We start from the raw sequence: 23631 nt of genomic DNA, 5'->3' as shown, positions 1-23631 counted from the left end.
TATCGAGGTGTTTCCTCCCAGTTGACGTCGGCAACCATGAGAGTGGTCACCCTCAGCTGGGGTCGGACCCCCGGATGGCGGCCAGCCAGACGACGGTCGCGGCGGCGACGACCGTGGCGGCCGCGAAGGCGGTGATTCCGCCGCCCGCGACGTAGACCCACAGCAGGCCGACGAATGGTGCGACGACGGCGGATTGGGCGTCGAGCAGCAGTCGCCGCCCGATGCGCGCGGCGCGGGCCGCGATGGCGGGGCCGTTCGGATCGGCCTGTGCCGGATTGTCGACGAGCCGTCCCACCGGTTCGGTGCGGCGCAGCCACCCCGAGGGATACACGCGCAGCCCGTCGATATGGATGCCGCCCGCCGAGATATCGATCCGGCTCGGCGTCAGCGTGGTCAGCGCTGGATCGAAATACACCGGCAGCCAGACGGTCCGGAACCGCGCGTCCAGTTCCAGCCAGGTCCGGCTGGTGAGCCGATGCTGCTGCCGGACCCGGCGCACGATCACTCCGCGCGGGTCTTCCGGTGCCTCTCCCGGGGCGATCTCCGCCGCGAACTTGGCCGCGCCGGCGGTGGTGCGGGTCGCGATGAACAGCCGGAACCCGCTGTAGCCCAGCACTATCAGGCCCACGGTCGCGAGCAGGCCGAGCAGCTCCGGATCGGCGAACGGCGTCCCGGCGAGACCTACCGCCAGGACGCCGATCGTCACGAGCACCGGGTAGGCCAGGGGATGGCCTGTCCGGGAATTCACTTCAGGAAGCCGACCTTCGTGTAGTCGGGAGAGGACAGGCCGAACGCGCCCCAGTTCGCGAGGTTGATGCGGGCGGCGTAGGTACCGGACGCCTGCTGCAACGGGAGCGAGTAGATCTCCTCGAAGATCATCTTGTCGCACTGGTTGGCGAGTTCGATGGCCTTCTCGGGATCGAGTTCGGAGATGGTGTGGTCGATGAGAGCATTCAGTTCGGCCGAGCCGATGCGTGCCTTGTTGCCCTGCAGGTTCTCCGGGTCGTACGCGTAGATCTGCGGGAGCGCGCCGATGGGCAAGGTCGAGCCGACCCAGCTGAACTGCGCCAGTTCGAAATTGCCGGGATCGATGACCTGCGGGAACAGGCCGGTGCCCGGGACGGTCTGGATGTTCATCTTCACGCCGACCTTTTGCAGGTTCTGCTGCACGATCTTGGCGGTGTCCACCCACCGGTCCTGCTGGTACATGACATTGCGCAGTTCCAGCTTGCGACCGTCCTTCTCACGCACATCGCCACCGGGCGGCAGCACCCAGCCAAGTTCGTCGAGCATGCGAGCGTCGGCGTCGGGATCGAAGGCAATGGGGGCCGAATTGTCCTGGTAGCCCTTCTGCCCCGCCATGAAAATGTGATTGTTCAGCGGCTTCGGGTTGTCGACGATGCCGTACTGGCTGTTCTCGACAATGGCCTGCCGGTCGATGGCCTTGGCAATGGCCTGGCGCAGCTTCACATCCTCCAGCAGTGAGCTGGGCGCGCCATTGAAGGTGATGTGCGACCAGGAGGGTTCGGCCGCGCGCCGAATCTCCACGCCCGCACTGTTCTTGGCACCGGTCACATTCTCCAGGCCGGACATGTACGCGTAGTCGATCTCGTTGTTCTGAATGGCGGGCAGCAGGGCCTCATTGGCCAGCACGCTGAAGGTGATGGTGTCCAGCTTGGGGGTATCGCCCCACCATTTCGGATTGCGGCTCAGCGTGATCCGGTTGGCGGTGCGATCGATATTGGTGATCATGAACGGGCCCGCGCTGAGCGGCGCGTCATTGCGCGCGGCATTCTCGAACGCTTCCGGCGTCCCGGTGATCTGCTTCGGGTACAGGATGCCGTAGAGCTGTTTCCATTCCGAGTACGGCTTGTCGAAGGTGACGATGGCCTGCCGGTCGTCGACTCCGCGCTCCACCTTGGCGACCCGGTCGAAGCCGGACGAGTAGTTGATCAGGTATTCCGGATTCGACCCGTTCAGCGCCTGCCACTGCGAGCGCAGATCCTCCCAGGTGATGGGTGATCCGTCGGACCACACCGCCTTGGGGTTGAGAGTGAAGGTGACCTGCTGCGGGCTGGTGCCGGTGAGCTGGATATCGGTGTAGAAGTTGTGATCGACGGTCAGTTCACCGGCGGCATTGCTGGTGAAGTTACTCGGCATGGTCGGAGCGATGATGGCGCTGGTGTCGGAGTCACCGCCGTCGATATGCAGGTAGTTGAAGGTCGACGGGAAGGAACTGACCTCCAGCCGCAGGTTGCCGCCGTCCTGCAGATCCTCGACCGGATGCGGATTGATGGCGGCGGTGGTGCCGATCTCCGCCGTCCCGCCCGTGCCCTCATCGGCGCTGCACCCCGAGACCAGTAGTCCCAGCGCGACCGCCGGAATCGCGAATCGTATGACAGCCGAACGTATCCGCATCGGGATCGCTCCTTTCTCCGGGACGGTCACTTCAAGAAACCGATGTTGGTGTAGTCGTACGACCCAAGCCCGGGCGCACCGTAGTTCGCCAGGTCCGCGCGCACGCCGTAGTTACCCTCCCCCTGGAGCAGCGGCAGCGAATGCCCCTCCTCGAAGACCTTGCGGTCCACCTGATTCGCCAGTTCGATGGCCTTCTGCGGATCGAGTTCCGACAGCGTCTTCTCGATCAGCTCATTGAGCTCCGGCGAGCCGATGCGCCCGAAGTTGTTCTGCAGATCGTCCGGGTAGTACCCGTAGGTCTGCGGAATGCTGCTGAACGCGAAGACGTCGCCGACGAAGGTGAACTGGCAGACGTCGAAATCGCCGGGCTGGATGACATCCGGGAAATACCGTGCGCCCGCGCGAGTGTCGATGGTGAGCTCGACGCCGATCTCGGCCAGATCCTGCTGGATGAGTTTGGCGATCTGCACCCAGGTCGGATCGTTGTACATGACATCGCGAATGCTCAGCCTGCGGCCGTCCTTGACCCGCACATCGCCCTAGCGCACCCAGCCGAGCGCGTCGAGTTCGCGGTTGGCGGCGTCCGGATCGAAGGCGAAGGCATTGTCCTGATAGCCGGTCTGGCCGCGCAGGAAGACGTGATTGTTCAGCGGTTCCGGCTTGGCGACCAGGCCGTTCTGAATGACATCGGCGATCTGCTGCCGGTCGATGGCCTTCATGATCGCCACGCGGACCGCGGGATCGGCCACGATGGAGCCGGGCGCGCCATTGAAGGTGAAGTGCCGCCAGCGATTGCCCGGCGCGGTCCGGATTTCCATACCGGGCGTCGACCGGACCGTCGCCAGATCGTCGATGGTGGACAGGATGGCCGCGTCGAGTTCCTTGTTCTGCAGCGCCTGCGGCCAGGCCAGCCGGTCGAGCACACTGATGGTGATGGTGTCCAGCTTGGGCTTCTCACCCCACCATTTCGGATTGTGGCCCAGCACGATCCGGCCTTGGGTGCGGTCGGTGGACTGCACCAGGAACGGTCCGGCGGTGAGCCCGATGGCCTCGACCTGCGAGGTGTTGAACGCCTCCGGGGTGGCGGTCACGGATTTCGGGTACAGCATGGAGTTGCCCGAGAACTGGCCGCGCCAGTCGGCGTAAGGGCGCGAGAAGGTGAACACGGCCTGCCGGTCGTCCGCCCCGCGTTCCACCGCCGACACCCGGTCGAAGCCATTGGTCTGGGCGATGAGGAAGGTCTTGTCGGAGCCATTCAGCGCCAGCCACTGCTGGCGCATGTCCTCCCAGGTGATGGGGCTGCCGTCGGTCCACACGGCCTTCGGGTTGATGGTGTAGGTGACCTGCTGCGGATTCGTGCCGGTCAACTGCACATCGGTGAAGTAGTCGTGGTTGACGCTCAGATTGCCCGCCGCGTCGGTGCTGTACGCGCGCGGCATCATGGGCCAGACGATCTCCGCGATCTCATTGTTGTTGCCGTCGATCTGGAGGGTGTTCCAGTTCTCCGGGTACGCGGTGGTGGCCAGCCGCAGATTGCCGCCGTCCTTGATGTCGTCGCGCGCATGCGGGTTGATGGCGCTGCCGGTGCCGATCTCGGCGGTTCCGGTGCCGCTGTCGTCCGGCGCGCTACACCCGGCCAGGGCCAGTCCGGCGGCCAGCAGCACCGCGCCGCCGCAGCGCCCCAGCCGGGACCCCTTCTCCCATTGGCGAATCCGCATGGCCAGCTCCTATCGGGTCGCTACGGGGACGGGCACGGCATCGATCAATGCCCGCGTGTACTCGTCCTGCGGGTCGGCGAAAACGTTTTCGGCCGGGCCGTATTCGACGATCTGCCCGCGATACATGACCGCGATGTCGTGGGCCAGATTACTCACGACCGACAGATCGTGAGAGACGAACAAATACGACAGACCGCGCTGGGCTTGCAGATCGCGCAGCAGATTGAGCACGCCCGCCTGGATGGAGACGTCCAGCGAGGACACCGGTTCGTCGAGCACCAGGATCTCCGGATCCAAGGCCAGGGCGCGGGCGATATTGATGCGCTGTTTCTGCCCGCCGGAGAAGTCGGCCGGATAGCGGTCGGCGTGTTTGGGACGCAGCCCGACCTGGCGCAGCAGTTCCGGTACCCGGCGGGCGATGTCGTCCTTCGGCCGCCCCGCGATGCGCAGCGGTTCGGCAATGGCGTCGGAGATGGGCAGGCGCGGATCCAGCGAGGAGGACGGGTCCTGGAAGACGATCTGCATCTTGCCGCGGATCTCCCGGCGCTGCGCCGTGGTCAGGCGGGCGACATCGTGGCCGAGGATCTCGATACTGCCGCCGGGCTGTTGTGGGTCGCCCTTGCGGTTCGCGCCCTCGGGCTGTTTCAACTCCATGATCTGGGTGAGCGTGGTGGACTTGCCGGATCCGGATTCGCCGACCAGCGCCAGGGTGCGGCCGCGATGCACTTCGAAGCTGATGCCGTCCACGGCCTTCACTTCGCCGGTGCGGCGGCGGAAGACCACGCCGGAGGTGATCGGGAAGGTCTTGCGCAGGTTCTCCACGCGCAGTACCACTTCGGGCGCGGGATCCTTCGTGAGACGGGCGGCGGCACCGGGCGCGGGATCCTTGGTCGGCTCGGCGGCGCGCTCGGGCGTTTTGCCGAGCTGGGGCGCGTTGGCGAACTCGGATACGGCGGCTTCGCTGCGCACCGTCGCGCGATAGGCGGCGAACAGTTCCTGCGCCCCGATCTCGGAGGTCCGGATGCAGGCGGCGCGGTGCCCGGGATCGGTGTCCTCCAGCGGCGGTTCCGCGGCCCGGCAGTCGTCGACGGCGATCGGGCAGCGCGGCGCGAAGGAGCACCCGGGCGGCAGCGCGTGCATGGCGGGCGGTGCGCCTTCGATGGGAATGAGCGGGGCGCGAGCCGGTCCGTCCATGCGCGGGATGGAGCCGAGCAGCCCGACCGTGTACGGCATTCGCGGTGCGGTGAAAAGCCCTGCGGCGGGCGCTGTTTCGACAATGCGGCCTGCGTACATGACGGCGACGCGATCGGCGATGGTGGCGGCGATGCCCATATCGTGGGTGATCATGATGACGCCCGCGCCGGTGATATCGCGGGCCTTGCGCAGCAGGCCGAGGATCTGCTTCTGCACCGTGACATCGAGCGCCGTGGTCGGCTCATCGCAGATGATGAGCTCGGGATCATTGGCAATGGCCATGGCGATGACCACGCGCTGGCGCATACCGCCGGAGAATTCGTGCGGAAAACCCTTGGCGCGCACGGCCGCATCCGGAATGCCGACCAGATCCAGGAGTTCGACCGCCTTCTCGGCGGCCTCCTTCTTGTCGAACTTGCGGTGCGCGAGTAGCGCTTCCGCGATCTGATCACCGATCCGGTACACGGGGGTGAGGGCCGAGAGCGGGTCCTGGAAGACCATCGAGACCCGGGATCCGCGCAAGGTCGAGAGCTGTTTGTCGCCGAGCCCGACGAGTTCGCGCCCGCGCAGGCGAATGGAGCCGCGCACCCGGGCCTGTTCGGGCAGCAGACCCATGACCGCCAGCGAGGACACCGATTTCCCGGATCCGGATTCGCCCACGATGGCCAGCACTTCACCGTCGCCGACCCGGAAGTCCACGCCACGCACCGCCTCCACCCGGCCTTCCTCGCTGGGGAAGGCGACGCGCAGGTCCGCGACCTCCAGCAGCGGCGCGGTGGTGGCCTTCAGCCTGTCGGCCGAATTCTCGCTCACACTGTGTCCTTTCGGGCATGAGCGGAGCGCTGCGTGGTTACGCTCCGCTGCCGCCTCCGCGCTTGACCGCTCATGCCCGGTCGACCTTCCGCCGCGCCTGCTTGGACCGGGCCTTCTTGGCGCTGGGATCGAAGGCGTCGCGCAGGCCGTCACCCATGAGATTGGCGCACAACACGATGATCACCAGGAATCCGGCCGAGAACATGAACGTCCACGGATAGGTCAGCGCCGACTTGGAGTAGGTGCCGATGAGCGAGCCCAGCGATACGTCCGGCGGCTGCACGCCGAAACCGAAGAAGCTCAAACCGCTTTCGGCCATGACCGCCGAGCCCACCGCCAGGGTGGTGTCGATGATCAGGATGGAGGCGATGTTGGGCAGGATGTGGGTGGTGATCACCGTCCGGGTGTTCGCGCCCATATACCGTGCGGCCCGGACGAATTCGCGTTCCCGCATGCTCATGGTGAGTCCGCGCACGATGCGCGCGGTGATCATCCAGCCGAAGACGGCAATGAGGAAGGTCAGCAGCAGGATCGACCCGTTGCCCTGCACCTTGGGCGTGAACAGCGCGATCATGATGAAGGACGGGATCACCAGCAGCAGATCCACCACCCACATGATGGCGGTGTCCGCGACCCCGCCCAGCAGGCCCGCCACCGAACCCGCGACGGTGGCGATGGTGGCGGCGATGAGCGCCGCGCCGAAGCCGATCACCAGGGATTTCTGCAATCCGCGCAGCGTCTGCGCCAGCACGTCCTCGCCGAGCGCGGTGGTGCCGAACCAGTGTTTCGCATTGGGCGGCTTGAGTTTCGCCGTCGGATCCAGCTCGGTATAGGTGTAGGGCAGGAAGTGCGGCAGCACGTACGCGGCCGCGAACAGCAGGATCAGAATGATGCCGCAGGCCACCGCGACGTGATTGCGCAGGAACCGCCGCCACACCAGTTTGCGGCGGCCGACCGGCGGCGGCGCGCCCTGGACGATGATTTCGACGTCTGTCATCCGACACGCACCCTGGGGTCGAGAATGGCGTAGAAGATATCGGACAGCAGCCCGGCCACCAGGACCAGCGCGCCCGAGAAGACGGTGACCGCGAGGACGATATTGATGTCCTGGGCATTGATGGCATCGACCAGCCATTCGCCGACGCCGTGCCAGCCGAAGATCTTCTCGGTGAAGGTGGCCCCGGTGAACAGGCCCGCGATGGAGTAGGCGAACAGGGTCGCCATGGGGATCAAGGCCGTGCGCAGGCCGTGCTTGTAGAGCGCCCGCGAGCGGGTCAGGCCCTTGGCGCGGGCGGTGCGGATGAAATCGCTCTCCAGCACGTCGAGCATGGCATTGCGCTGGTAGCGGCTGTATCCGGCCATGGCTCCCAGCGCCAGGCCGGTGGTGGGGACGATGAGATGCTGGATGCGGTCCACGATCTGATTCCAGAGTCCGCTCACCGGCGTCGCCGAGGTTTCGCCGGTATAGAGGAAGATCTGTTTCCCGGTCGTCAGGTTGATCTCCAGCGCACCGTATTTCAGCAAGGTGGCGAGCACGAATACCGGCGTCGACAACAACAGCAGCGAGAGCACGGTCGTCGCGTAATCGCTGAACTTGTATTGCCGGATGGCGCTGGCCGCGCCGATCAGGACGCCCAGCACCGTGCCCACAATCGCCCCGATGGCCAGCAATCGCAGGCTGACCCCGATGCGGCGCGGCAATTCCTCGCTCACCGGCTGCCCGGCGATGGTCTTGCCGAAATCACCCTGGACGACCCCGGAGACCCAGGCGGCGTACCGGATCGGAATCGGATCGTCGAGACGCAGCTCCGCCCGCTTGGCGTCGATGGTGGCCTGCGGCGGGCGTGGATTGCGCTCCTCCAGATAGGCCAGCGGCTCGAACGTCCACGCCGACACCGAGAATGCGAGGAACGAGGACAGCAGCAAGAGCACGACGTAGTTGAGCGCCCGTCGCAGCAGAAATCCGGCCATCAGTCCCTCTCGGGTCGAGTCTTGGGTCAGATCATAAGGACCGTGGTGCGCAACCGGGCGGTAGCGCAGGCACAACGATTCAGCCAATGCGGAGCAATTCACCCCTCGTTACCAATCGATGTCCGTATTTCAGGCAGGATGGACTAGGTGACTCTCTTTCACCTGCCTAAACCCAAGATGGTCGCCACGGATGTCGACGGCACGCTCATCGACCACAGTGAGCAGGTGAGCCCGCGTACGAAAGCCGCGATCGACGCCCTCATCGCGGACGGCGTGCCGTTCGTGCTCGCCACCGGTCGGCCGCCCCGCTGGATCGATCCGGTCGTCGACGGGCTCGGCTACGCGCCGCTGTGTGTCTGTGGCAATGGGGCTGTCATCTACGACAGCGCCAACGACCGCATCCTGTCGACCTACACCCTGGATACCGACACTCTGGCCTGGGCGGCGGATCTGGCCGAAGCTCTGCTGCCCGGCTGCGGGCTCGCGGCCGAACGCGTCGGCGCGAGCGCCCACGACGCGGCGACTCCGCAGTTTGTGAGTAGCCCCGAATACGAGCACGCCTGGCTCAATCCGGACGACACCGAGGTGTCCCGGGCCGAGGTGATCGCCGCGCCCGCCATCAAGATGCTGATCCGACTACCCAGCATGACCAGCGGCGAAATGCGCGCCATCCTCGAGCCTCGCCTCGCGGGCCGGGCCGATCTCACCTATTCGACCGACAACGGGCTCATCGAGCTCTCCGCGCCCGGCGTCACCAAGGCGACCGGTCTGGCCACGGTGGCGCAGCGGCTCGGCGTGCAGCACGCGACGCTCATCGCCTTCGGCGATATGCCCAATGACGTGCCGATGCTGAAGATGGCGGGGCACGGCGTGGCCATGGCCAACGCCCATCCGGAAGCCATTGCCGCGGCCGACGAGGTGACCGCGGCCAATCACGAAGACGGTGTGGCGCGGGTTCTCGAACGCTGGTGGATGTAAGCGCCTCGGTCCGGGTTCTCGAACGGCAGCCGCCGGATACCGGGGACAGTGCGTCCTCGATACCCGGCGGCAGCGATCGGTGACAACTAAGGCGTGGCGGGTTGCGCCGGTGTGTAGTCCGGCAGCTGCGCCGGGATCTGATCACCCTGCGCAGGCGGATTGCCGAGAATCTCCGGCAGCGCCGATCCGGCCGGATCCTGCACCGCGCCGAAGTTCTTCAGCACGGTGGTGACAATGCCGGTGAGCCGGTTGAAGATCAGCGAGCCGTGCTGGAAATCGGCGCGCACGCCGTCGTCGACCGCGTACTCGTTGCTCAGCGGCAGGCCCAGAATGCCGGTGCCCGCGCCCAGTTGCAGGAAGCGCTCGAGGATCTTGCCGACGACCGCGAACACCCGGCCGTCCGGGGTGGAATAGACGTAGCCGTTGACGAACTTGGCGTACTGACCGCCGTCCGCGGTCGGCTGCGGTTCCGAAGCCGGTTGTCCGAGTGCGCCATTGGGGCCGCCCTGGTCGTTCCAGTACCGGGCCACCGGGCTGGTGTCGAGCAGGCCCAGCAGTTTGGTGGTCAGCTCGGCCAGCGTGGCCAGGTCGGTGTCGGTGTTCGGGGTGGTGGGCTTCTGCGGGTACTGGTTTCCGGCATTCAGCTCCGGACGCGGCCGCGAATTGCCGGGCGTCGTGGTGGTCACCGGGCCCGGGCCCGCGAAGGATTTCGCGATTTCGCGAATGCGGTCCATCACCTCGTAGGCGGCATCACCGGGGCAGGACGTATTGCCGACATCGCGGTGCGCGAACACATTCGGCAATTTGACGGCCTGGCCCAATGCGTACCGGGTGAATTCGCTGCCCTCCGAATACATGGTGGAGGACCCTTCCGGATCGAATCCGGCGACCTTGGCGCGCCATCCGATGAATTCACCCATCGATTCGACGGCGGCATCGCTGGGTTCCTCGTCTTCGTGATTGCCCATGAAGGCGACACCGGCGGTATTGATATTGAATCCGCCCGCGTGCGCGCCCTCGACCGGGCGATCGAGTCCGCCGAAACGGCCTTCGAAAATCTGCCCGTACTTGTCGACCAATGCGTTGTATCCGATATCGCACCAGCCCAGGGTTTTCGCGTGATAGGCGAAGATGGCGCGCACGATGCCCGCGGATTCCGCGCGGGTGTAGTCATTGCGGCCCGCGGTGTGGTGCACGGTGACGGCGGACAGGCCGTCGTCATAGGTGGGTTCGTCGCAGCGGATCGATTCGTCCGCGCCCCACTGCGAGCGCGTGATCACCTTGGGACCGCCGCCCGGCAGCGAGGCCGCCACCTGGTGCAGGTTCTCGTCGGCGGCGCCGCGGCCGGGATCGATGAGGATGGCCGCGAGCTTTTCCAGGTTGACCTGGGCGGGATCGCCCGCGGTGTCGGTGCGCGGCACGGGGGCGGCGGCGGGCACCTGACCGGGCACCGCACCCGGCGAATTCGGTGCCACCCCTGGCGTATCGAGTGCCGTACCAGGCACTTCAGCGCCCGGTGTGGTCGGCGCGGATCCCGGCGTCGCGCCGGTGTCCTTGCGCGTCACCAGGATCTGCACGGCCTTGGTGTTGCCGACGTAGATCGGTTCGGTCCCGGTGCGCGTCGCACCCGGTCGTCCCGGCGAGTCGACGGGTTCGGCCGAGAACCACGGCCCCCAGCTGCCGTCGGGCCGCTTGGCCCGGATCAGCGCTGTCGTTCCCGCCATGTCCTGTGCGGTGAGCGCGACCATGCTGAACGGGGTGTCGCGGGTGAGTTCCTTGACCTGCGGGCCGACCTTGGCCGCCAGTTCGTGTGGCACCGCACCGGGCGCGAGGGCCGGGGTGCGCGGATCACCGGTGATTTCCGGGAGGGCGGGTTGTGTTGCGCCCGCCGGGGATTCGTCGATCGGTTCGGGATCGGCAATGAATCCCGGAGCGTTCTGGGAGGGTCCGTAAGGGCTGGTTGCGCCGGGCTGCTCCGGCCGACTTAGTCGCGGTAGCGGAATCTCGTCCGGTAGCTCGATCCCGAGCGGCGCTTCCAGTGCGTCCGGTACCCGAATGGAGGCGGGCAGAGGTAGTTTCCGCAGGTCCGACAGCCGGAGATCCGGTAGATCCAATCAGGTCAGCTCGCGCAGCGGCAAGACGATGTCGGGTGCCGAGGCCAAACCCACCTCGGCCAGAGTCGCAGGTATTGCTGCCAGATTGCTCTCATCCGTGGCCCGAATATCCGGGGAGTCGCTGAGTCCCAGGACCGCAAAAGGCGCGGTCAGGGCCAGGATGGTGACAACCGGGAGCGCATAGGACTGTTTCGCTCTGCGGTACGGCACGTGCATCTCCCATTCCAGGTAAAACCGTTGAACCTCGCCCGAACGCCAGAGTTGCTTCCCGGCGAATCAACGATCACACTAGTCCCAACTGTCACAAGCCCTGAATGTTTGGTTGAGGATTAGCTTTGGGTAACTCGAATGTAGCTTCGCCTCACGAAAGAACGGGTATGACATGCCGAAGGGTCACCTACACAGGCGCCGTAGAAGGCGCCGCCTGCTCACCCTGTCCCTAACCGCGTTAACCCTCGCCACCAGCACCGGAGCCCTGCTCTACGCCTGGCCCGGCGGTATCGAATTCCGCGCTTCGATGGGCCCCGGCCACGGCCGCGGCCTCAGCCAGAACGGCGCCTACAACCAAGCCCAGGACGGCTCCACCGCCGAATCGATCCTGGCCCACTACTATCCGGGCGCCTCCCTCACCGAAATCGCCCCCGTCCCGGTCCGCGTCCGCCTCATGGCCCAGGACGACAGCACCCTCGATGTCGAATCCGAATCAGGTCTCCTGGTAGCGGGCCGCCGTGTCATCCCCGGCCAAGCCGCCCACCTCACCCCCACCCCCACCGGCGCCGATGTCGTCATCACCACCGGTTGCGACGGCGAAGTCCTCTGGGAGGGCGCCACCGACGACCCCTGGGTCTACCCCATCTACGAGGGCCCCGACCGCCCCGCCGAAGAACACCTCACCCTCTGCGGCGGCAGCGCCTACCGCGGCGCCCTCGGCGTAGCCCTCGACAACGGCGCCTTCCGCACCATCAACTACATCGACATCGACGACTACCTCCAAGGCGTAGTCCCCGCCGAAATGGTCCCCAACTGGGCCGACCAAGGCGGCACCGAAGCCCTCCGCGCCCAAGCCATAGCAGCCCGCTCCTACGCCCTAGCCGAATCCCGCTACCCCTACGCCGAAACCTGCGACACCACCGACTGCCAGGCCTACCCCGGCACCGACAAGGAAGACCCCCGCACCACCGCCGCCGTCCACTCCACCACCGGCCAAATCCTCGCCCTGGACGGCCACGTCCTCCGCGCCGGATACTCCGCGGGCGACTCCGGTTCCCCCACAACGGAAAACCTCGAATTGGGCCCCGCCGTCAGCGAATTCCCCTCCGCCCAACCACAATTCATCGACCCGACGATCCCGGTCTACCCGAACCCAACTCTCCCAGCGGAATCCGACCCCACCGCCCCGGTGGAATCCGATCACGCCCCACTCCCGGATCAAATCCCCTGGGAATCACTCGACTTGGGAGACCAAAGCCCCCAGCCGGTCACGGAATCCGTGGACCTGATCACCAACTCCCACGACTACACCCATCCCTCCGTCCCCGAATCCTCCATCAAACCGGCAGTCCCCAGCGCCACCAACGCCCCCGGCACCGCCTCCACCCCCACCCCACCCCTGACCCCCCTCCCTCTCCTCACTCAACCCACAGTCACCTCCACGAGCCCCCGCTGACCTCGAATCGGTCATCGAATCGGTCATATTCACCGGCTTGTAGTCCTCGCTTCGAAAGACTCAGCAGCGCAGTGACCTTCGCGATCTCATGCTCGATCGCGCGGGGCCGGGTCGCACACCATCAGGTCGCGCTGAAGTATGGAAAGCCGGGTTGTAGACTAGTTTTCATGGAATTCGAGTTCGCCCCGCAGACACCTGAGGAGTTCGATGGTGCCCTCACCTCGGAACCGGGTGCAGGGCGGGCCGATCTCGATGACAATTTTGCCATGGCGAAACACACAATCCCCAAGTTCGGCGCTCTATCCGATTTGAGTCGGCACGATAAGGAATTGGCCGACGAGTTCCTGGCCATGCTGGCTTAGCCGATGCGGTGACCGATGTCGTCGGGGCATATCGGATTACCGAGTAGTGCAAGAATTTCCGATGAGATGAGAGATCGTGTAACGAGGTGCCGGTGTCATGCCCCGCCGCAAGGCCAGTAAACGGTACGACGCCCGCACCCATGCCGCGAAGCTCGACCTCACGATCGGCGTCCTCCCATTCGAGGCGCGGATTGTCATCTGGGAACCCAGACGCCGGGCAGTGATGATCGCTGCGGATCTGACGGCGGTGGATCGCCGGGAAGGTCTGGCCCACGCCATCGCGCACGCCCAGCTGGAGCATTCGGAGGTGGTGCGCAGGACCCGGATGGGGCGGGAATCCCGGCTGGCCGCCGAACTCCGCGTGTACGAGGTGGCCTGCCGCAACCTGATTCCGGTCGATGCGCTCAGGGAAGCGCTCGCGCGGTACACCCGTGTCGAGGATGCGGCCGACCTGCTCCAGGTCAATCCCGATACGGTCCGCCACCGGCTGCGGACGCTGTCGAGAGCGGAACGACGCGCTTTGCCGGCCGATATGGTCGATCGCCTCGACTGGTCGGATGCCGGGGACTATCCGCTGCCGATCAGCTGTGTCTGGACCGATGCCCAGCCGGTACCGGTGCATCGGAAGCTCTCCGATGCGCTGCGGACCACGATCACCGAGGTCGTCGCCTACCGCTGAAGCGCAGTGCTTGGTTGCATGCAATCTACATCCCAAGTGTCAGGATTCGGACATCAGATCGCTGCGGCAAGACGACTCGAACTGCCACTAATTGGGTGACTTATCGCATGATCCATGCGCTGCGAGGTGTGGTAGGCCCCACGGCGGCGCACCATACAAAATGCGTGTGTAAATGCAGGTAGCAATGTATATTGTGTTGCATGAGTACTCGTCAGAGCGCCCCAGTACCCAGGGAGGTCAGCGAGGCGATCCGGGATGCCAGGCAGGCCCTGGGGCTGTCTCGGGACGCCGCGGCGCGTGCGGCTGGTATCAGCATCAGCCTGTGGACTCAGGTAGAACTCGGCACACAGTACAAAGACGACGGTAAAGTCGCTGCTCGAACCACTGCTCGCACCTTGCAGGCCATGGCCAAGGCCGTCGGAATGGATCCCGCTCCGTTGCTGCACAGAGCGGGCTTCGAAGCGCCCGCGCGGGGAGAGTCGTCACGTCGGCATGCCGACGCGGTCGTTGACTTGTCCGGGTTATCGGATGACGACCTGAACAAGGTCGCCGCGTTCGTGGCGGGCCTGCGGGCTCGCTGAGCAGGCGGTTGTATCTTTTTGTATGTAAATTGCATGAAGTGTTGTAGCCTAATGGCGTGATAGATCAACTGCTGAGGTAGTGCGTAGCTGGGGGACAGGAGCGGCCGGTCGGCCGTCGGGGGAATTCTTTCGATCAATGAGAAGGGGTTCTGCGGTGCTCGCAGATGCGTTGGCAGCATGGCTTGCGGGGAAATTCGATGGTGAGGCCATGGGGATCGTGGCCGAGCAGCTGGGTTCGGAACTGGCGGATCGCGTGACGCGCGGAGGCGCCACGGTCGCGGATCTCTACTTGGCGTCGATGGCCGTCGGGCTGAATTTCGGGAAGCTACTGCCCGGATCCCTCGACGAGTTGCGGTCCGGAGCCGGTGGTCTCGGGCTCGCCCGCATCGACGAGTTTCACCGCCCGATCCATGATCTCGAGCGGCGACACCTCGAGCGCCTGGCATAGCGCGAACAGCTGATGCATATCGGGTGAGCGCTCCCCGTTCTCGAAGCGCTGAATCGTACTGATCGCCACCCCCGAGAGGATGGCCAGCTGTGGGCGAGTGAGGTCCCGCCGCGCCCGCGCGGCCCGGAGCTCGCCGCCCACTGCGCGGTTGATGCCGTCGTGGAGCTCCCGCAGTTCCATATGGACCATTCTGAAGTCCAAACAGCTATCTTGCAAACGGCTTGATCGAGTCGTGTTGTGTCGCGTTTTAAACCTAGTTCTAGTAACGATTTAATAACTAGTCCATACGGACTTGTGAGAGGTCCATATGGACCTTACTGTGCTCCGTGTGGAGTTGCTTGATCAATCTACAACGGTAGTCGTCGCTCGCGCTGATATCCACTGCCGGGGTGAAGCGGCATGATCGACGTCCTGATCGTCGGTGGGACCTGGGCTCCCCACGGCGAAGCCGTCACCGACACGTTCTCCCGAACCCTCAATCACAGCCGATTCGCACCCCGGATGGTCCCGTACCCGGCGGACTACGGCCGGGCGATGCCCTACGCGGAGAGCAGCGCTGCGGGAAAGGCCGCGCTGCTGGTGGCCATCGCTGCCTCGCCCAATCATGTTGTCCTGGACGGATATTCGCAGGGCGCGGCCATCGCCGGTGATATCGCCGCCGAAATCGGCTGCGGCGTATGGCCGGAGCTGGAAGTCGCGGCCTGCGCCCTCATCGCCGACCCCCTGCGCCCGGCAGGCCAATCCGTCGGCCCCGATCCGGGTGGCTACGGCATAGCAGGCCAACGCTGGATCGCGAACATCCCAGTCTTCTGGTCCGCCGCCCCCGGCGACCCCATCACCGCCCTCCCCGCCGGCAACGCCCTCCGCCTGGTAGCCGACCTCTCCCAATTCTTCTGTCTCGCAACACCCGAAGCCACCGCCCGCTGGGGCAACGACTTGCTCGACGTCGTCCTGCACCGCCGAATGCAGCGTTGGTGGGCCCCCAAGAACTGGAGCGCCTGGTCCGGCGCCCTCGCCTACACCCGCGGCTACGTCACCGACGGCCGCCACACCACCGACTACGTCCGCCACGGCCACGCCGCCCGCCTAGCCGAAACCATCAACCGAGAGGTCGCCTGATGTCGCAATCCGAGCCCCACCTGTACCTCTCCCACGACGAAATCCGCGACCTCTCCACCCTCCTGCGCGAAATCCCCTCCCTCGCTGAGGATCTGGAAGACACTGTCGCAGGCCGAGCCCGCCTGGGCGACCCCAATCTCCGCCTCAACACCCGCACCAGCGACCAGCCCCTCCCCTTCAGCCCGAGTGCGGCAAAGATCCGCGACCACCTGCACACCGTCCTCGTCGGCTGGGTCCGCCTGATCTGCGAACAACGCGCCATCGCCTATCCCGGTCACCCCTCCACCGGAGCCTTGGCCCGCTGGCTCAACCGAAACCTGATCGCCCTCGCTATGACCGAGGGCGTCGAATCCGCCCCGGCCGAGCTCCGCGCCGCCGTCGAAGCGGCCGAAGCGATCGTCTGCCCACCCCCCGAGCGAATCGCGGTGAATCCGAACGCCATCGAGGCCGCCCGCCGCGCCCTCCTCAATGCCTCCGGAATCGCCACTCTCGCACAACGATTGGGCGAGCCATTCCGCGCCGTCACGGTCCGCCGCATCCAAACCCTGCGCGACGCAGGCAAGGTCAGCCCCGTTCCCGGCCCGTGGGCGGTGGACTGGCCCGAGCAGTTCCTCGTCGGCGAGGTATTGGATGCGCACCTCGCCCATCCCGTACGCGCCAAAAGGACCTCGTCAGCTCAGTGCGGCGGTCATCCGGCACGTCCCCGAGTCGAGCGGGAAAGCGTGGGCCGACCCAAATGACCTTCACGCTCTCCCAACTCATCGAGATGGCTGCCCACGAAGGGCCCGACACCCCGCTCACCACCGAGGAGGCACACGAAATCATGCGCTTGCACCGCGAGTGCGCCGCCTACTACTGCCCGCGCAAGACAGCGGCATTCGAAGTGCTCATCGAGTCCGGCCGCATTGTTCCCGACGCCGCTCGGAGGCACTGACGTCGTTCACCAAATGAGCTGTCCGAAACGATATCCCGAGTCCCGGCCCACCATCCGTGGGCCGGGACTTCTGCGCTTCCGGCAGTAGCCGATGTCGCGAGGCCGTCACGAAGGACTGATCTACCTGCACTTTTCATGAATCTCCAAGATGAGTGTTGACATTCCGCTCCGCTTAAGTGAAGATATCTGCAGCGCCACAGTTGCGCCTTCATCCCGAAATCACGGGAAACCATCACTCCGGCACAGGGTTTCAGCCTTGTCTGCCGACCACATCGTGTTCACCTGGAACCCTCGATCCTCCGATGGATCGGGGTTTCTGTCGTTGAAACACGTCTTCCCTCGAATCAGGAGGACCAGTAATGGTTTTCGGCCTCACTGTCGACCAATGGATCCATCTCGCCGGACTCGTAGTCCAGCTCCTGGCAACCGTTGCCCCGCTAGTTCTGTAATCCACGCCGCGGTTCCTGCTTCCAGAGCAGCAATCGGGACCGCGGCGCTGTCGGAAGGAAAACATATGCTTATCAACAGGGTTCCCGAGCCCGCTCTGGTGCGATCCGTCCTCGTAGCCATTACCGGAGTCATCGCCTTCGTGCTGGGCCGCGAAGTAGGTTCCGAATGGATCGACGCAGCACTCACCATCTACGGCCTGCTCACTCCCGTAATCGCCGGCGCCCTCATCCGCCCGGCGGTAACTCCGGTGCAGCACTCGGAGGGTGATGCCTGAATGCAATCCTGGCTAAACCCCGATCTCGTGCAAGCCATCGGAGTCGCAGTCGCAACAGTTATCGGCGCCGTAACCGCCTGGCAGGCCCGCGAAGTCGCCAACCTCCGCGAACGCGTGGCAGCCCTGGAAGACCAGGCCGCCAGCGACCAACGCCGCTTCCGCGACGCCATCCGCCTGATCCGCGCCCTGCAACGCCACATCGACGAACTGCTCGGCTTCCTCAGACTGCACGTCCCAGCCCAAGAACCCCCGCAGGCCACCTACAAAATCCCCACCACTCTCGAAGAAGAGATCTAACGGCCACAAGCCGTTCCAGCCCATGCGGCTCGCCCCCGAAAACCTCTTGATAGGTACACCGCGGGTTCAGAGCAAGCCGCATGCCCGCCCCTGGCGCGCCCGTCTCCCGCAGGTGGTCCGCGGTCGCAGACACCGGTCGCAGCGCCAGGGGCGAAACGGTCCCGCCCCCGGCCATTCCCCTCTCACCGGGGGCGGGACCCCAATCCTCCGAATCCCGAGCCCGCACCAGGGCCCGGAATTCTTCATGCCCCGATCAGGAAGGTTCCGAAAGCCCATGCCCGGCAAGGAGATCATCGATTCCGTCCGCTTCGGCAACGACCCATCCCCCACGGACTACGTCAAAACCGATACAGGCCAACTGGTCACCCCGGACTTCCTGTCCTTCATCCAGCAAACCCTCTCCGGCAAACTCGCCGAACACCACCCCGACGAGGAACTCGACCCCCAGGTCCGAGCCCTAGCCGAGGAACTATCGGTAATCCACCTCCCCGAATGGCACAGCGAGGTAGGCCGAAAACTGGCCGACCCCACCGTAACCGCCATCAAACAGGCCACCCGCGTAGCCGAATACCTCGTCAACCGCGGCGTCCGAGTCCACCCCGAACTCGAGGAAATCCGCTGGGTCCCCACCCCCGACGGCCCTCCCGGCGCCTTCGACACCGGCAAACACATCACCAAGGACGCCAACGGCAACTGGCCAACCCCCGACCCGGAATCCTTCTACGACCTCGAAGACATCCAGGTCAAACAAACCGACGACGGCATCTGGTTCGCCACCCACCCCCGCGGTCTCGCTGTCGAAGCCCCCACCAAAACCGACGCCTACGCCGGTCTTGTCGACCAACTCCGCGAGCGGATTGACCAAGCCCGTCGCACCCGCGAGGAGTAAACATGTCGATCACTCCGAACGAGGTAGCGGACTCCAACTCTCGTGTGCGGGTTCATAACTTCTCGGTGCGTTCTCCGGAGGAGGCTGTCGCAAAGTACGCGCGGATCCTCAGTGTGAATGCGATGACTGAGGGTGGGCCGGATACTGCGGTGTACGCGTCTCCGATCAGTGGGGAGATCTCGCCGGAGGATGCCTGGCTTCTCGGGGTGCCGGGGCCGGGCGGGCGACCCCAGGCTCAGCCGAATATTGGCACGCCGAGGGACTTGCTGCCGCAGGCACCGAACACCCCCGCGGCGGTTCCTGCCCCACCGGCGGTGACCGAGCTGCCGGTCGTTCCGATCCGACCGGTTCCGGTCCCACCATCGGCCACCACACCGACCGGTGACCCTGCTCCTATCGCGCCCGATTCCCCGGTCACCGCGACGACCGTGCCGGTGATCCCGGAAGGGACCACTGCGGAGATGGCGGTCATCCTGGGACTGGCCACACCGCAACAGCAGCGGCCCGTTCCACTCGACACGACCGACATTCTCGCGATCGGCAGTCAGGGGCTCCCGGCGCCGGGCGAATCCAGGCCGCTGCCCAGTGGAACCAACGTCGCGGTCGATGCCTGGGGCCGCGCGAGCTGGACCCTGCCCGACGGTCAACCCCTCGACCTCGATACCGGACCATCCTTCGGCCCGCCACCCGCCGTCGCGGTCGTCAACGCCAGCGGCGCGGAAACGATCGTGATGCCGGTCCTGGGCCCGGAAGGCTTGTTCCACCTCGTCATCCACCCCGACGGCAGCATGGTCGTGATCGACCCCGACAGCACTGAGACACCGGTCAACTCCCCCGGATCGCCCCACCGCGCCGCACCCACGCCAACCGCATGTTCGACCCGATGCTGGGGCGCTGGATCCATCCTCCCGCCGACACACCCATCGGATTCACTCCCGAAGACCGCATCCCCGCCTGGCTCACCGCCACCGGACCCGCCCAAATCATCGCCCGCCCCGACGATTCGATCGAGGTCCGCAGCCCACAAGGCGGCACAAACGGAATCAAACCCACAATCGACGTCCGGGTCCTCGATGCCGAGGGCCGCGAACTCGCCCACTACACACTGACTCCCACCGGCGACAAGGTCTTCCTGCTCGGCGCCGGCCACACCCTCACGATCGGCCCCAACGGCAAGGTGGTCGACCCACCCGGCCTACCGAGCCCGGACCTACAAATCCACCCCTTCCCCGACGCCAACAACGCTATCGGCTTCGTTGAAGCCGACGGCTGGACAACCAAACTCGACCCCATCCCCCTACCCCCCGGCGTCCCCGGCAAAGCCCTCTACGCCCACGACAGCCGCCTCATCCTGCTGGGCAACGACAACAAATACCACTGGGTCGACGCCACCCCGCAAACACTCCCACCTACACCCGCCGAACGCAGCCTCAACATCCCCTGGGACCGCGAAGGCACCGACCACTACATCGGCCCCGACGGCACCCCCTACTACAACGTCAACGGCCACAAAGTCGCCTTCAGCCCCGACCTGCAGCGTGTCATCGACCCCACCAACGGATTACGCCCCCTCGGCCCCATCGGCATGTGGCTCGACGACCGCGGAACCGGGCCACAAAGCTGGATCACGGCCGCCTTCCCCATCCCCAGCAAACAACTCCCCCTACCGCCCGGCGTTCCCGCCCTCGCCCTCTACCAGCTCCAAGACTTCCGACTCGTCATCATCGACCAATCCGGCGCCAGCCACTACGTCTCCCCCCTACCAGCTCTACCTCCACAAGGGTGGTCCCAGGGATTTCTCCAGCTCTTCATGAATGTCGCCATGAGCTACGGTGGCAGAAGAGGCGGATTGCCAAGGGTTCTCGGAAACTCCTACCGCGCTGTACTCGACCAGACGGACTTCCGAGGGCGACCAAAGTTGGCTCAGTCTACGAAGGTCTATGTGACGACCGAGGCTGGTCGTCAACCAGGTGCGGTCGGACCCAGGTCTCTGGTGCTTAGACAACAAGCTATCAACAGCCGAGAAACCGGCCCAACCCCTGTCGCGTCTGCAAACACTATAAGTGCGCCATCGCCAAAGACGGCTGGCACATTGGCCGACCGCCGTGGTGGAGCCACATTGACTGGCTTCGTCAAGATCGATATTCCTATCAAGGACTTCTTCCGCGGTCCAGCTGGATGGTCGGGAGGACTGCGTCTAGTTCCAGGCGGCGCTCACATGGGCGTCCTGCAAGGGCTAGCAGGGAAAGCCTCGCTTGAGGGCAGGCTATTCCCTCCAAAACATCCGAGTTCAAGAGCCATTGGCGGTGGCTTGGAAGACGGCGGTACGTGGACCGGTGCCAAGTTCAATCAATCCTCCGGAGGAGGGCGACAACAACCTTCGTCTGGATCCGGCGGTTGGAAGCGGCCCGGCAGCGCCCCAAGACCGCTCGATCGGGGTGGGGAATTGGAACAGCAGGTTCGAGATCAGTTGGTGGGTACCAAGGTTAAGGCAGGCGATGTGGGCACGATCCTGGACAACCTCGCCAACCATCCAGCAGGTAAGGAACTTGCCGAGGCCATCGCCTCCGGACGGTTCAAGGACGCTACCAACTTCTCGTCTGTGGTGTCGAATCTCGCTCGGTATGATGTGATTCCTGGCAGCTTGGAGCAGATTAGGCTCGCTGGGCGGTTGTTGGACCGCGGAATCACGGACATCGTATTCGAGGTCAAGCAAGGGGGGCATGAGATCAAGCGCGGTGTCATTACCGGCGAGCGTACCGATCTGGACTTGATGGCACGAGACCAGAACGGTGATGTGCACGGCTGGCAGTTCAAGGATGTTCAGTCGAACAACCCAAAGAAGGTGATCGGCAAGGTTTTCCAAGAAATGCGACAGCTGACGGACTCCGGTGCCGACGTCCAGACGTTTGTCCTCGATACGTCCGTCTTAAAGGTAGATCTCGCACCGCACCTCGTACGTCTTGAACAGAACTACCTGAAGAATGGTATCCAGGTAGTCATCCGTACCCCAGACGGGATCATCTTCATCCCTCTGAACGGTCGATTTACTCCGGAAGGAACGCTGTGATCACTAGGACACCCGTCGGTCGATGGACATGGGGACGTGACCACGAAGAAGCCGACGTTGTCGAGTTGTGCATGCGCGAATTTATGGCCGCATACGCCACATTGGCCCGTTTGCGGCTTGCAGTCGGTGCACCAGTCTTCCGCGTGAGGGTATCCGAGGCAGGGAGCCCCAGGAGCTATCTCTTCGACGGCGAGTTTGCCCCTGATAACAGCCGATTACCAGCGGAAGGCGCAGCGCTCATCGCACACGAGGTTCGCGGCGTCCTGCGTACTGGTGAGATCGGCTCGGTGACGGCCACCGTCAACTGTGTCGGCGAAGTCAGTGGGGGCGAACAGCAGGCCGTTCACAGCAACCTGTTCCGGTTGAGTGTTGACGTCTATGCGGACTACGTCGCCGCTGAACTGGTGACGTTCTCCGATGCCTGGATGCCGTACGATTTGCGAGGTCGGCCTCAACCTGAAACATATGCAGCGAATCAGCCACGTCTGGCTGCTGCACTGCGGGATCTTTCCATGGCTCTGGATTCGGAGATAGACCCAGGCGATCCAACCTATTTCGGTAGGCCGACAGCGACGGGTATCGACAACTTCTTCGATCCAGGAGGTGCTCCGTCCGATGTGTGGACCAGATTTGAGGAATGATCGCCACGCCGGTGAGTTCTGGGAAGCGCTCGCGAAGGGTCTTCCGAAAGGACGTTTGGGCTAATGAAGTTTCCTATTTACTACTCGTACTTCAATCGACCGTTGCGGGTGGAGAAGGATTCCGAAGGGCATATTGTCGGGTTTATTATCAATTCTGATACGGGGCATTTCGAGCCAGCGGTATCGAGTGTCGTGGGTAAGGCCATGTCGATTATTGGACATCCAGAGATCTGGGAGTTGGAGCGGGATGAGTTCATAGTTGATGCGGAGCGGGTGCGTGCAGATTTCCAGCATGGATCTGATCCAGCTCATGATTTGTATGCGGAGATCGATGGCCTCCTGGAAGTTGTTAGTGGTGAAGATCGTGCTCCTACCTGAGATGAAAAAGATCACCTCATGTCACTCTGGAATCGCACGTATCTCATGTAGGAGGAGCGCGCAGAATACCCTGACCCCGCATCTCTTCCAGACGCCACTGACGAGTAGTGGCTGGCCGTCATTGACCGACCCATCGTACCTCGATCAGAAATTTGAATCCTAGTGTAACTATCATGGCGAAAGGGGTGATATCTGTGTTGGAGAAAATAAGATTCCCTGACATTGAAAAGGCGCTTGTCGATTATCTGTCTGCCCAACTCGGGGAATTCTCGGACAATGCAACGGTCGTGACAAGGGTTCCCGAGCCGCGGCCGATGCGGATGGTTCGGATAACCCGAAACGACCGCAAGGCGCGGCTTGATCGTGAAGATCGGGAGGGGAGCCGAGGCCCTCGCCTGATCCTCGATCGGCCGCGTGTTGTGTTCGAGTGCACCGATGATGAGGGTAACGCAGCGAGTCTGGCGGCTCTGGTCCGAGGCATTGTGAACGCTGCTGCGCCTGGGTATATCGGCGCTGTGTGGTGCGATTATGTTGAGGATGCCGGTGAACAGAACGATACCGACCCGGTGACTGCTGCTCCGCGGTATACGGTTATTGCCGATATGATCGTGCGAGGAAAAGTCCTCGCGTGACTCCC

The 23631-nt window shown here is 64.5% G+C and carries 23 protein-coding genes and 1 pseudogene; 15 read left to right on the top strand and 9 right to left on the bottom strand.

Annotated features, from left to right (window positions below):
• Nucleotides 1–52 precede the first annotated feature (52 nt).
• From NC4_RS03595 to NC4_RS03570, 6 genes and pseudogenes are all read right to left on the bottom strand, one after another.
• Nucleotides 53–748, bottom strand: coding sequence for a hypothetical protein (locus NC4_RS03595; protein ID WP_157554230.1), 696 nt, complete (start codon nucleotides 746–748; stop codon nucleotides 53–55).
• Nucleotides 745–2418, bottom strand: a complete 1674-nt coding sequence (locus NC4_RS03590) for an ABC transporter family substrate-binding protein (protein ID WP_067532404.1) — start codon at nucleotides 2416–2418, stop codon at nucleotides 745–747. The genes NC4_RS03595 and NC4_RS03590 overlap by 4 nt, the downstream gene beginning before the upstream one ends.
• Before the next feature lie 26 nt (nucleotides 2419–2444).
• Nucleotides 2445–4136: pseudogene (locus tag NC4_RS03585) on the bottom strand (ABC transporter family substrate-binding protein).
• Nucleotides 4137–4145: 9 nt separating this feature from the next.
• Complete coding sequence (locus tag NC4_RS03580; protein WP_245721466.1) at nucleotides 4146–6143, bottom strand: dipeptide ABC transporter ATP-binding protein; 1998 nt, start codon at nucleotides 6141–6143, stop codon at nucleotides 4146–4148.
• Nucleotides 6144–6213: 70 nt separating this feature from the next.
• The gene (locus tag NC4_RS03575; RefSeq protein WP_067532148.1) at nucleotides 6214–7140 is read right to left on the bottom strand and encodes an ABC transporter permease; all 927 of its coding nucleotides are present in this window, start codon (nucleotides 7138–7140) and stop codon (nucleotides 6214–6216) included.
• Entirely contained in the window at nucleotides 7137–8114 is a 978-nt protein-coding gene (locus NC4_RS03570; RefSeq protein WP_067532147.1) for an ABC transporter permease, read from the bottom strand. Before NC4_RS03570 ends, NC4_RS03575 begins: the two co-directional genes overlap by 4 nt.
• A 177-nt stretch (nucleotides 8115–8291) precedes the next feature.
• On the opposite strand from NC4_RS03570, the gene NC4_RS03565 reads away from it, so the two are divergent.
• Complete coding sequence (locus tag NC4_RS03565) at nucleotides 8292–9092, top strand: Cof-type HAD-IIB family hydrolase (RefSeq protein ID WP_067532398.1); 801 nt, start codon at nucleotides 8292–8294, stop codon at nucleotides 9090–9092.
• Nucleotides 9093–9178: 86 nt separating this feature from the next.
• Here NC4_RS03565 and NC4_RS03560 read toward each other — a convergent pair whose 3' ends face one another.
• Both NC4_RS03560 and NC4_RS42120 read right to left on the bottom strand, forming a co-directional pair.
• On the bottom strand, nucleotides 9179–11206 hold the full coding sequence (locus NC4_RS03560; protein WP_067532146.1) for an N-acetylmuramoyl-L-alanine amidase: 2028 nt from the start codon (nucleotides 11204–11206) through the stop codon (nucleotides 9179–9181).
• Nucleotides 11207–11416: a hypothetical protein gene (locus NC4_RS42120; protein WP_245721465.1), complete on the bottom strand. Its 210-nt coding sequence runs from the start codon at nucleotides 11414–11416 to the stop codon at nucleotides 11207–11209.
• A 172-nt stretch (nucleotides 11417–11588) separates the two neighbouring features.
• Here NC4_RS42120 and NC4_RS03550 point away from each other — a divergent pair, with 172 nt between their 5' ends.
• From NC4_RS03550 to NC4_RS03535, 4 genes are all read left to right on the top strand, one after another.
• The gene (locus NC4_RS03550; RefSeq protein ID WP_067532140.1) at nucleotides 11589–12872 is read left to right on the top strand and encodes a SpoIID/LytB domain-containing protein; all 1284 of its coding nucleotides are present in this window, start codon (nucleotides 11589–11591) and stop codon (nucleotides 12870–12872) included.
• Nucleotides 12873–13039: 167 nt separating this feature from the next.
• The gene (locus NC4_RS03545) at nucleotides 13040–13234 is read left to right on the top strand and encodes a hypothetical protein (protein ID WP_067532137.1); all 195 of its coding nucleotides are present in this window, start codon (nucleotides 13040–13042) and stop codon (nucleotides 13232–13234) included.
• 97 nt (nucleotides 13235–13331) lie between these two features.
• Complete coding sequence (locus tag NC4_RS03540; protein ID WP_067532135.1) at nucleotides 13332–13913, top strand: ImmA/IrrE family metallo-endopeptidase; 582 nt, start codon at nucleotides 13332–13334, stop codon at nucleotides 13911–13913.
• 200 nt (nucleotides 13914–14113) lie between these two features.
• Nucleotides 14114–14494, top strand: a complete 381-nt coding sequence (locus NC4_RS03535; protein ID WP_067532132.1) for a helix-turn-helix domain-containing protein — start codon at nucleotides 14114–14116, stop codon at nucleotides 14492–14494.
• 325 nt (nucleotides 14495–14819) lie between these two features.
• Here NC4_RS03535 and NC4_RS03530 read toward each other — a convergent pair whose 3' ends face one another.
• Nucleotides 14820–15122: a helix-turn-helix domain-containing protein gene (locus tag NC4_RS03530; RefSeq protein WP_067532129.1), complete on the bottom strand. Its 303-nt coding sequence runs from the start codon at nucleotides 15120–15122 to the stop codon at nucleotides 14820–14822.
• Nucleotides 15123–15341: 219 nt separating this feature from the next.
• Here NC4_RS03530 and NC4_RS03525 point away from each other — a divergent pair, with 219 nt between their 5' ends.
• The 10 genes from NC4_RS03525 to NC4_RS39935 all read left to right on the top strand — a co-directional run bounded on the left by NC4_RS03525 (nucleotide 15342) and on the right by NC4_RS39935 (nucleotide 23626).
• The gene (locus NC4_RS03525) at nucleotides 15342–16061 is read left to right on the top strand and encodes a cutinase family protein (RefSeq protein WP_067532126.1); all 720 of its coding nucleotides are present in this window, start codon (nucleotides 15342–15344) and stop codon (nucleotides 16059–16061) included.
• Nucleotides 16061–16801 (top strand): hypothetical protein, encoded by a 741-nt coding sequence (locus tag NC4_RS03520; protein WP_067532123.1) that lies wholly within the window; start codon nucleotides 16061–16063, stop codon nucleotides 16799–16801. The genes NC4_RS03525 and NC4_RS03520 overlap by 1 nt, the downstream gene beginning before the upstream one ends.
• Nucleotides 16798–16995 carry a hypothetical protein gene (locus NC4_RS03515; protein ID WP_067532120.1) on the top strand — a complete coding sequence of 66 codons (198 nt, stop codon included), beginning with the start codon at nucleotides 16798–16800 and terminating at the stop codon, nucleotides 16993–16995. Before NC4_RS03520 ends, NC4_RS03515 begins: the two co-directional genes overlap by 4 nt.
• A 514-nt stretch (nucleotides 16996–17509) precedes the next feature.
• A complete protein-coding gene (locus NC4_RS03510) occupies nucleotides 17510–17719 on the top strand; it encodes a hypothetical protein (protein WP_067532117.1) in 210 nt (69 codons plus the stop codon).
• A complete protein-coding gene (locus NC4_RS39955) occupies nucleotides 17720–18016 on the top strand; it encodes a hypothetical protein (RefSeq protein WP_157554226.1) in 297 nt (98 codons plus the stop codon).
• Between the two features lie 274 nt (nucleotides 18017–18290).
• Complete coding sequence (locus NC4_RS03500) at nucleotides 18291–18905, top strand: hypothetical protein (protein WP_067532111.1); 615 nt, start codon at nucleotides 18291–18293, stop codon at nucleotides 18903–18905.
• An 871-nt stretch (nucleotides 18906–19776) separates the two neighbouring features.
• Nucleotides 19777–21975: a hypothetical protein gene (locus NC4_RS39950; RefSeq protein ID WP_157554224.1), complete on the top strand. Its 2199-nt coding sequence runs from the start codon at nucleotides 19777–19779 to the stop codon at nucleotides 21973–21975.
• Nucleotides 21976–22046: 71 nt separating this feature from the next.
• Complete coding sequence (locus NC4_RS39945) at nucleotides 22047–22616, top strand: hypothetical protein (RefSeq protein WP_157554222.1); 570 nt, start codon at nucleotides 22047–22049, stop codon at nucleotides 22614–22616.
• 63 nt (nucleotides 22617–22679) lie between these two features.
• Nucleotides 22680–22994, top strand: a complete 315-nt coding sequence (locus NC4_RS39940; RefSeq protein ID WP_157554220.1) for a hypothetical protein — start codon at nucleotides 22680–22682, stop codon at nucleotides 22992–22994.
• A 173-nt stretch (nucleotides 22995–23167) separates the two neighbouring features.
• Nucleotides 23168–23626 (top strand): hypothetical protein, encoded by a 459-nt coding sequence (locus NC4_RS39935; RefSeq protein WP_157554218.1) that lies wholly within the window; start codon nucleotides 23168–23170, stop codon nucleotides 23624–23626.
• Nucleotides 23627–23631 lie beyond the last annotated feature (5 nt).

The sequence above is a fragment of the Nocardia crassostreae genome (genome assembly GCF_001613405.1).
Classification (GTDB): domain Bacteria; phylum Actinomycetota; class Actinomycetes; order Mycobacteriales; family Mycobacteriaceae; genus Nocardia; species Nocardia crassostreae.
This window is presented reverse-complemented; position numbering and strand designations above follow the sequence as displayed.

Excerpts from the sequence above, each read along its gene's own strand:
- NC4_RS03530 (WP_067532129.1), bottom strand. The coding sequence starts at position 15,122 with ATGGAACTGCGGGAGCTCCACGACGGCATCAACCGCGCAGTGGGCGGC.
- NC4_RS03500 (WP_067532111.1), top strand. The coding sequence starts at position 18,291 with ATGCCCGGCAAGGAGATCATCGATTCCGTCCGCTTCGGCAACGACCCA.
- NC4_RS39940 (WP_157554220.1), top strand. The coding sequence starts at position 22,680 with ATGAAGTTTCCTATTTACTACTCGTACTTCAATCGACCGTTGCGGGTG.
- NC4_RS39935 (WP_157554218.1), top strand. The coding sequence starts at position 23,168 with ATGGCGAAAGGGGTGATATCTGTGTTGGAGAAAATAAGATTCCCTGAC.
- NC4_RS03550 (WP_067532140.1), top strand. The coding sequence starts at position 11,589 with ATGCCGAAGGGTCACCTACACAGGCGCCGTAGAAGGCGCCGCCTGCTC.
- NC4_RS03540 (WP_067532135.1), top strand. The coding sequence starts at position 13,332 with ATGCCCCGCCGCAAGGCCAGTAAACGGTACGACGCCCGCACCCATGCC.
- NC4_RS03510 (WP_067532117.1), top strand. The coding sequence starts at position 17,510 with ATGCTTATCAACAGGGTTCCCGAGCCCGCTCTGGTGCGATCCGTCCTC.
- NC4_RS03535 (WP_067532132.1), top strand. The coding sequence starts at position 14,114 with ATGAGTACTCGTCAGAGCGCCCCAGTACCCAGGGAGGTCAGCGAGGCG.
- NC4_RS03515 (WP_067532120.1), top strand. The coding sequence starts at position 16,798 with ATGACCTTCACGCTCTCCCAACTCATCGAGATGGCTGCCCACGAAGGG.
- NC4_RS39950 (WP_157554224.1), top strand. The coding sequence starts at position 19,777 with ATGTTCGACCCGATGCTGGGGCGCTGGATCCATCCTCCCGCCGACACA.
- NC4_RS03525 (WP_067532126.1), top strand. The coding sequence starts at position 15,342 with ATGATCGACGTCCTGATCGTCGGTGGGACCTGGGCTCCCCACGGCGAA.
- NC4_RS39945 (WP_157554222.1), top strand. The coding sequence starts at position 22,047 with ATGCGCGAATTTATGGCCGCATACGCCACATTGGCCCGTTTGCGGCTT.
- NC4_RS03520 (WP_067532123.1), top strand. The coding sequence starts at position 16,061 with ATGTCGCAATCCGAGCCCCACCTGTACCTCTCCCACGACGAAATCCGC.
- NC4_RS03590 (WP_067532404.1), bottom strand. The coding sequence starts at position 2,418 with ATGCGGATACGTTCGGCTGTCATACGATTCGCGATTCCGGCGGTCGCG.
- NC4_RS03575 (WP_067532148.1), bottom strand. The coding sequence starts at position 7,140 with ATGACAGACGTCGAAATCATCGTCCAGGGCGCGCCGCCGCCGGTCGGC.
- NC4_RS39955 (WP_157554226.1), top strand. The coding sequence starts at position 17,720 with ATGCAATCCTGGCTAAACCCCGATCTCGTGCAAGCCATCGGAGTCGCA.
- NC4_RS03570 (WP_067532147.1), bottom strand. The coding sequence starts at position 8,114 with ATGGCCGGATTTCTGCTGCGACGGGCGCTCAACTACGTCGTGCTCTTG.
- NC4_RS03565 (WP_067532398.1), top strand. The coding sequence starts at position 8,292 with ATGGTCGCCACGGATGTCGACGGCACGCTCATCGACCACAGTGAGCAG.
- NC4_RS03545 (WP_067532137.1), top strand. The coding sequence starts at position 13,040 with ATGGAATTCGAGTTCGCCCCGCAGACACCTGAGGAGTTCGATGGTGCC.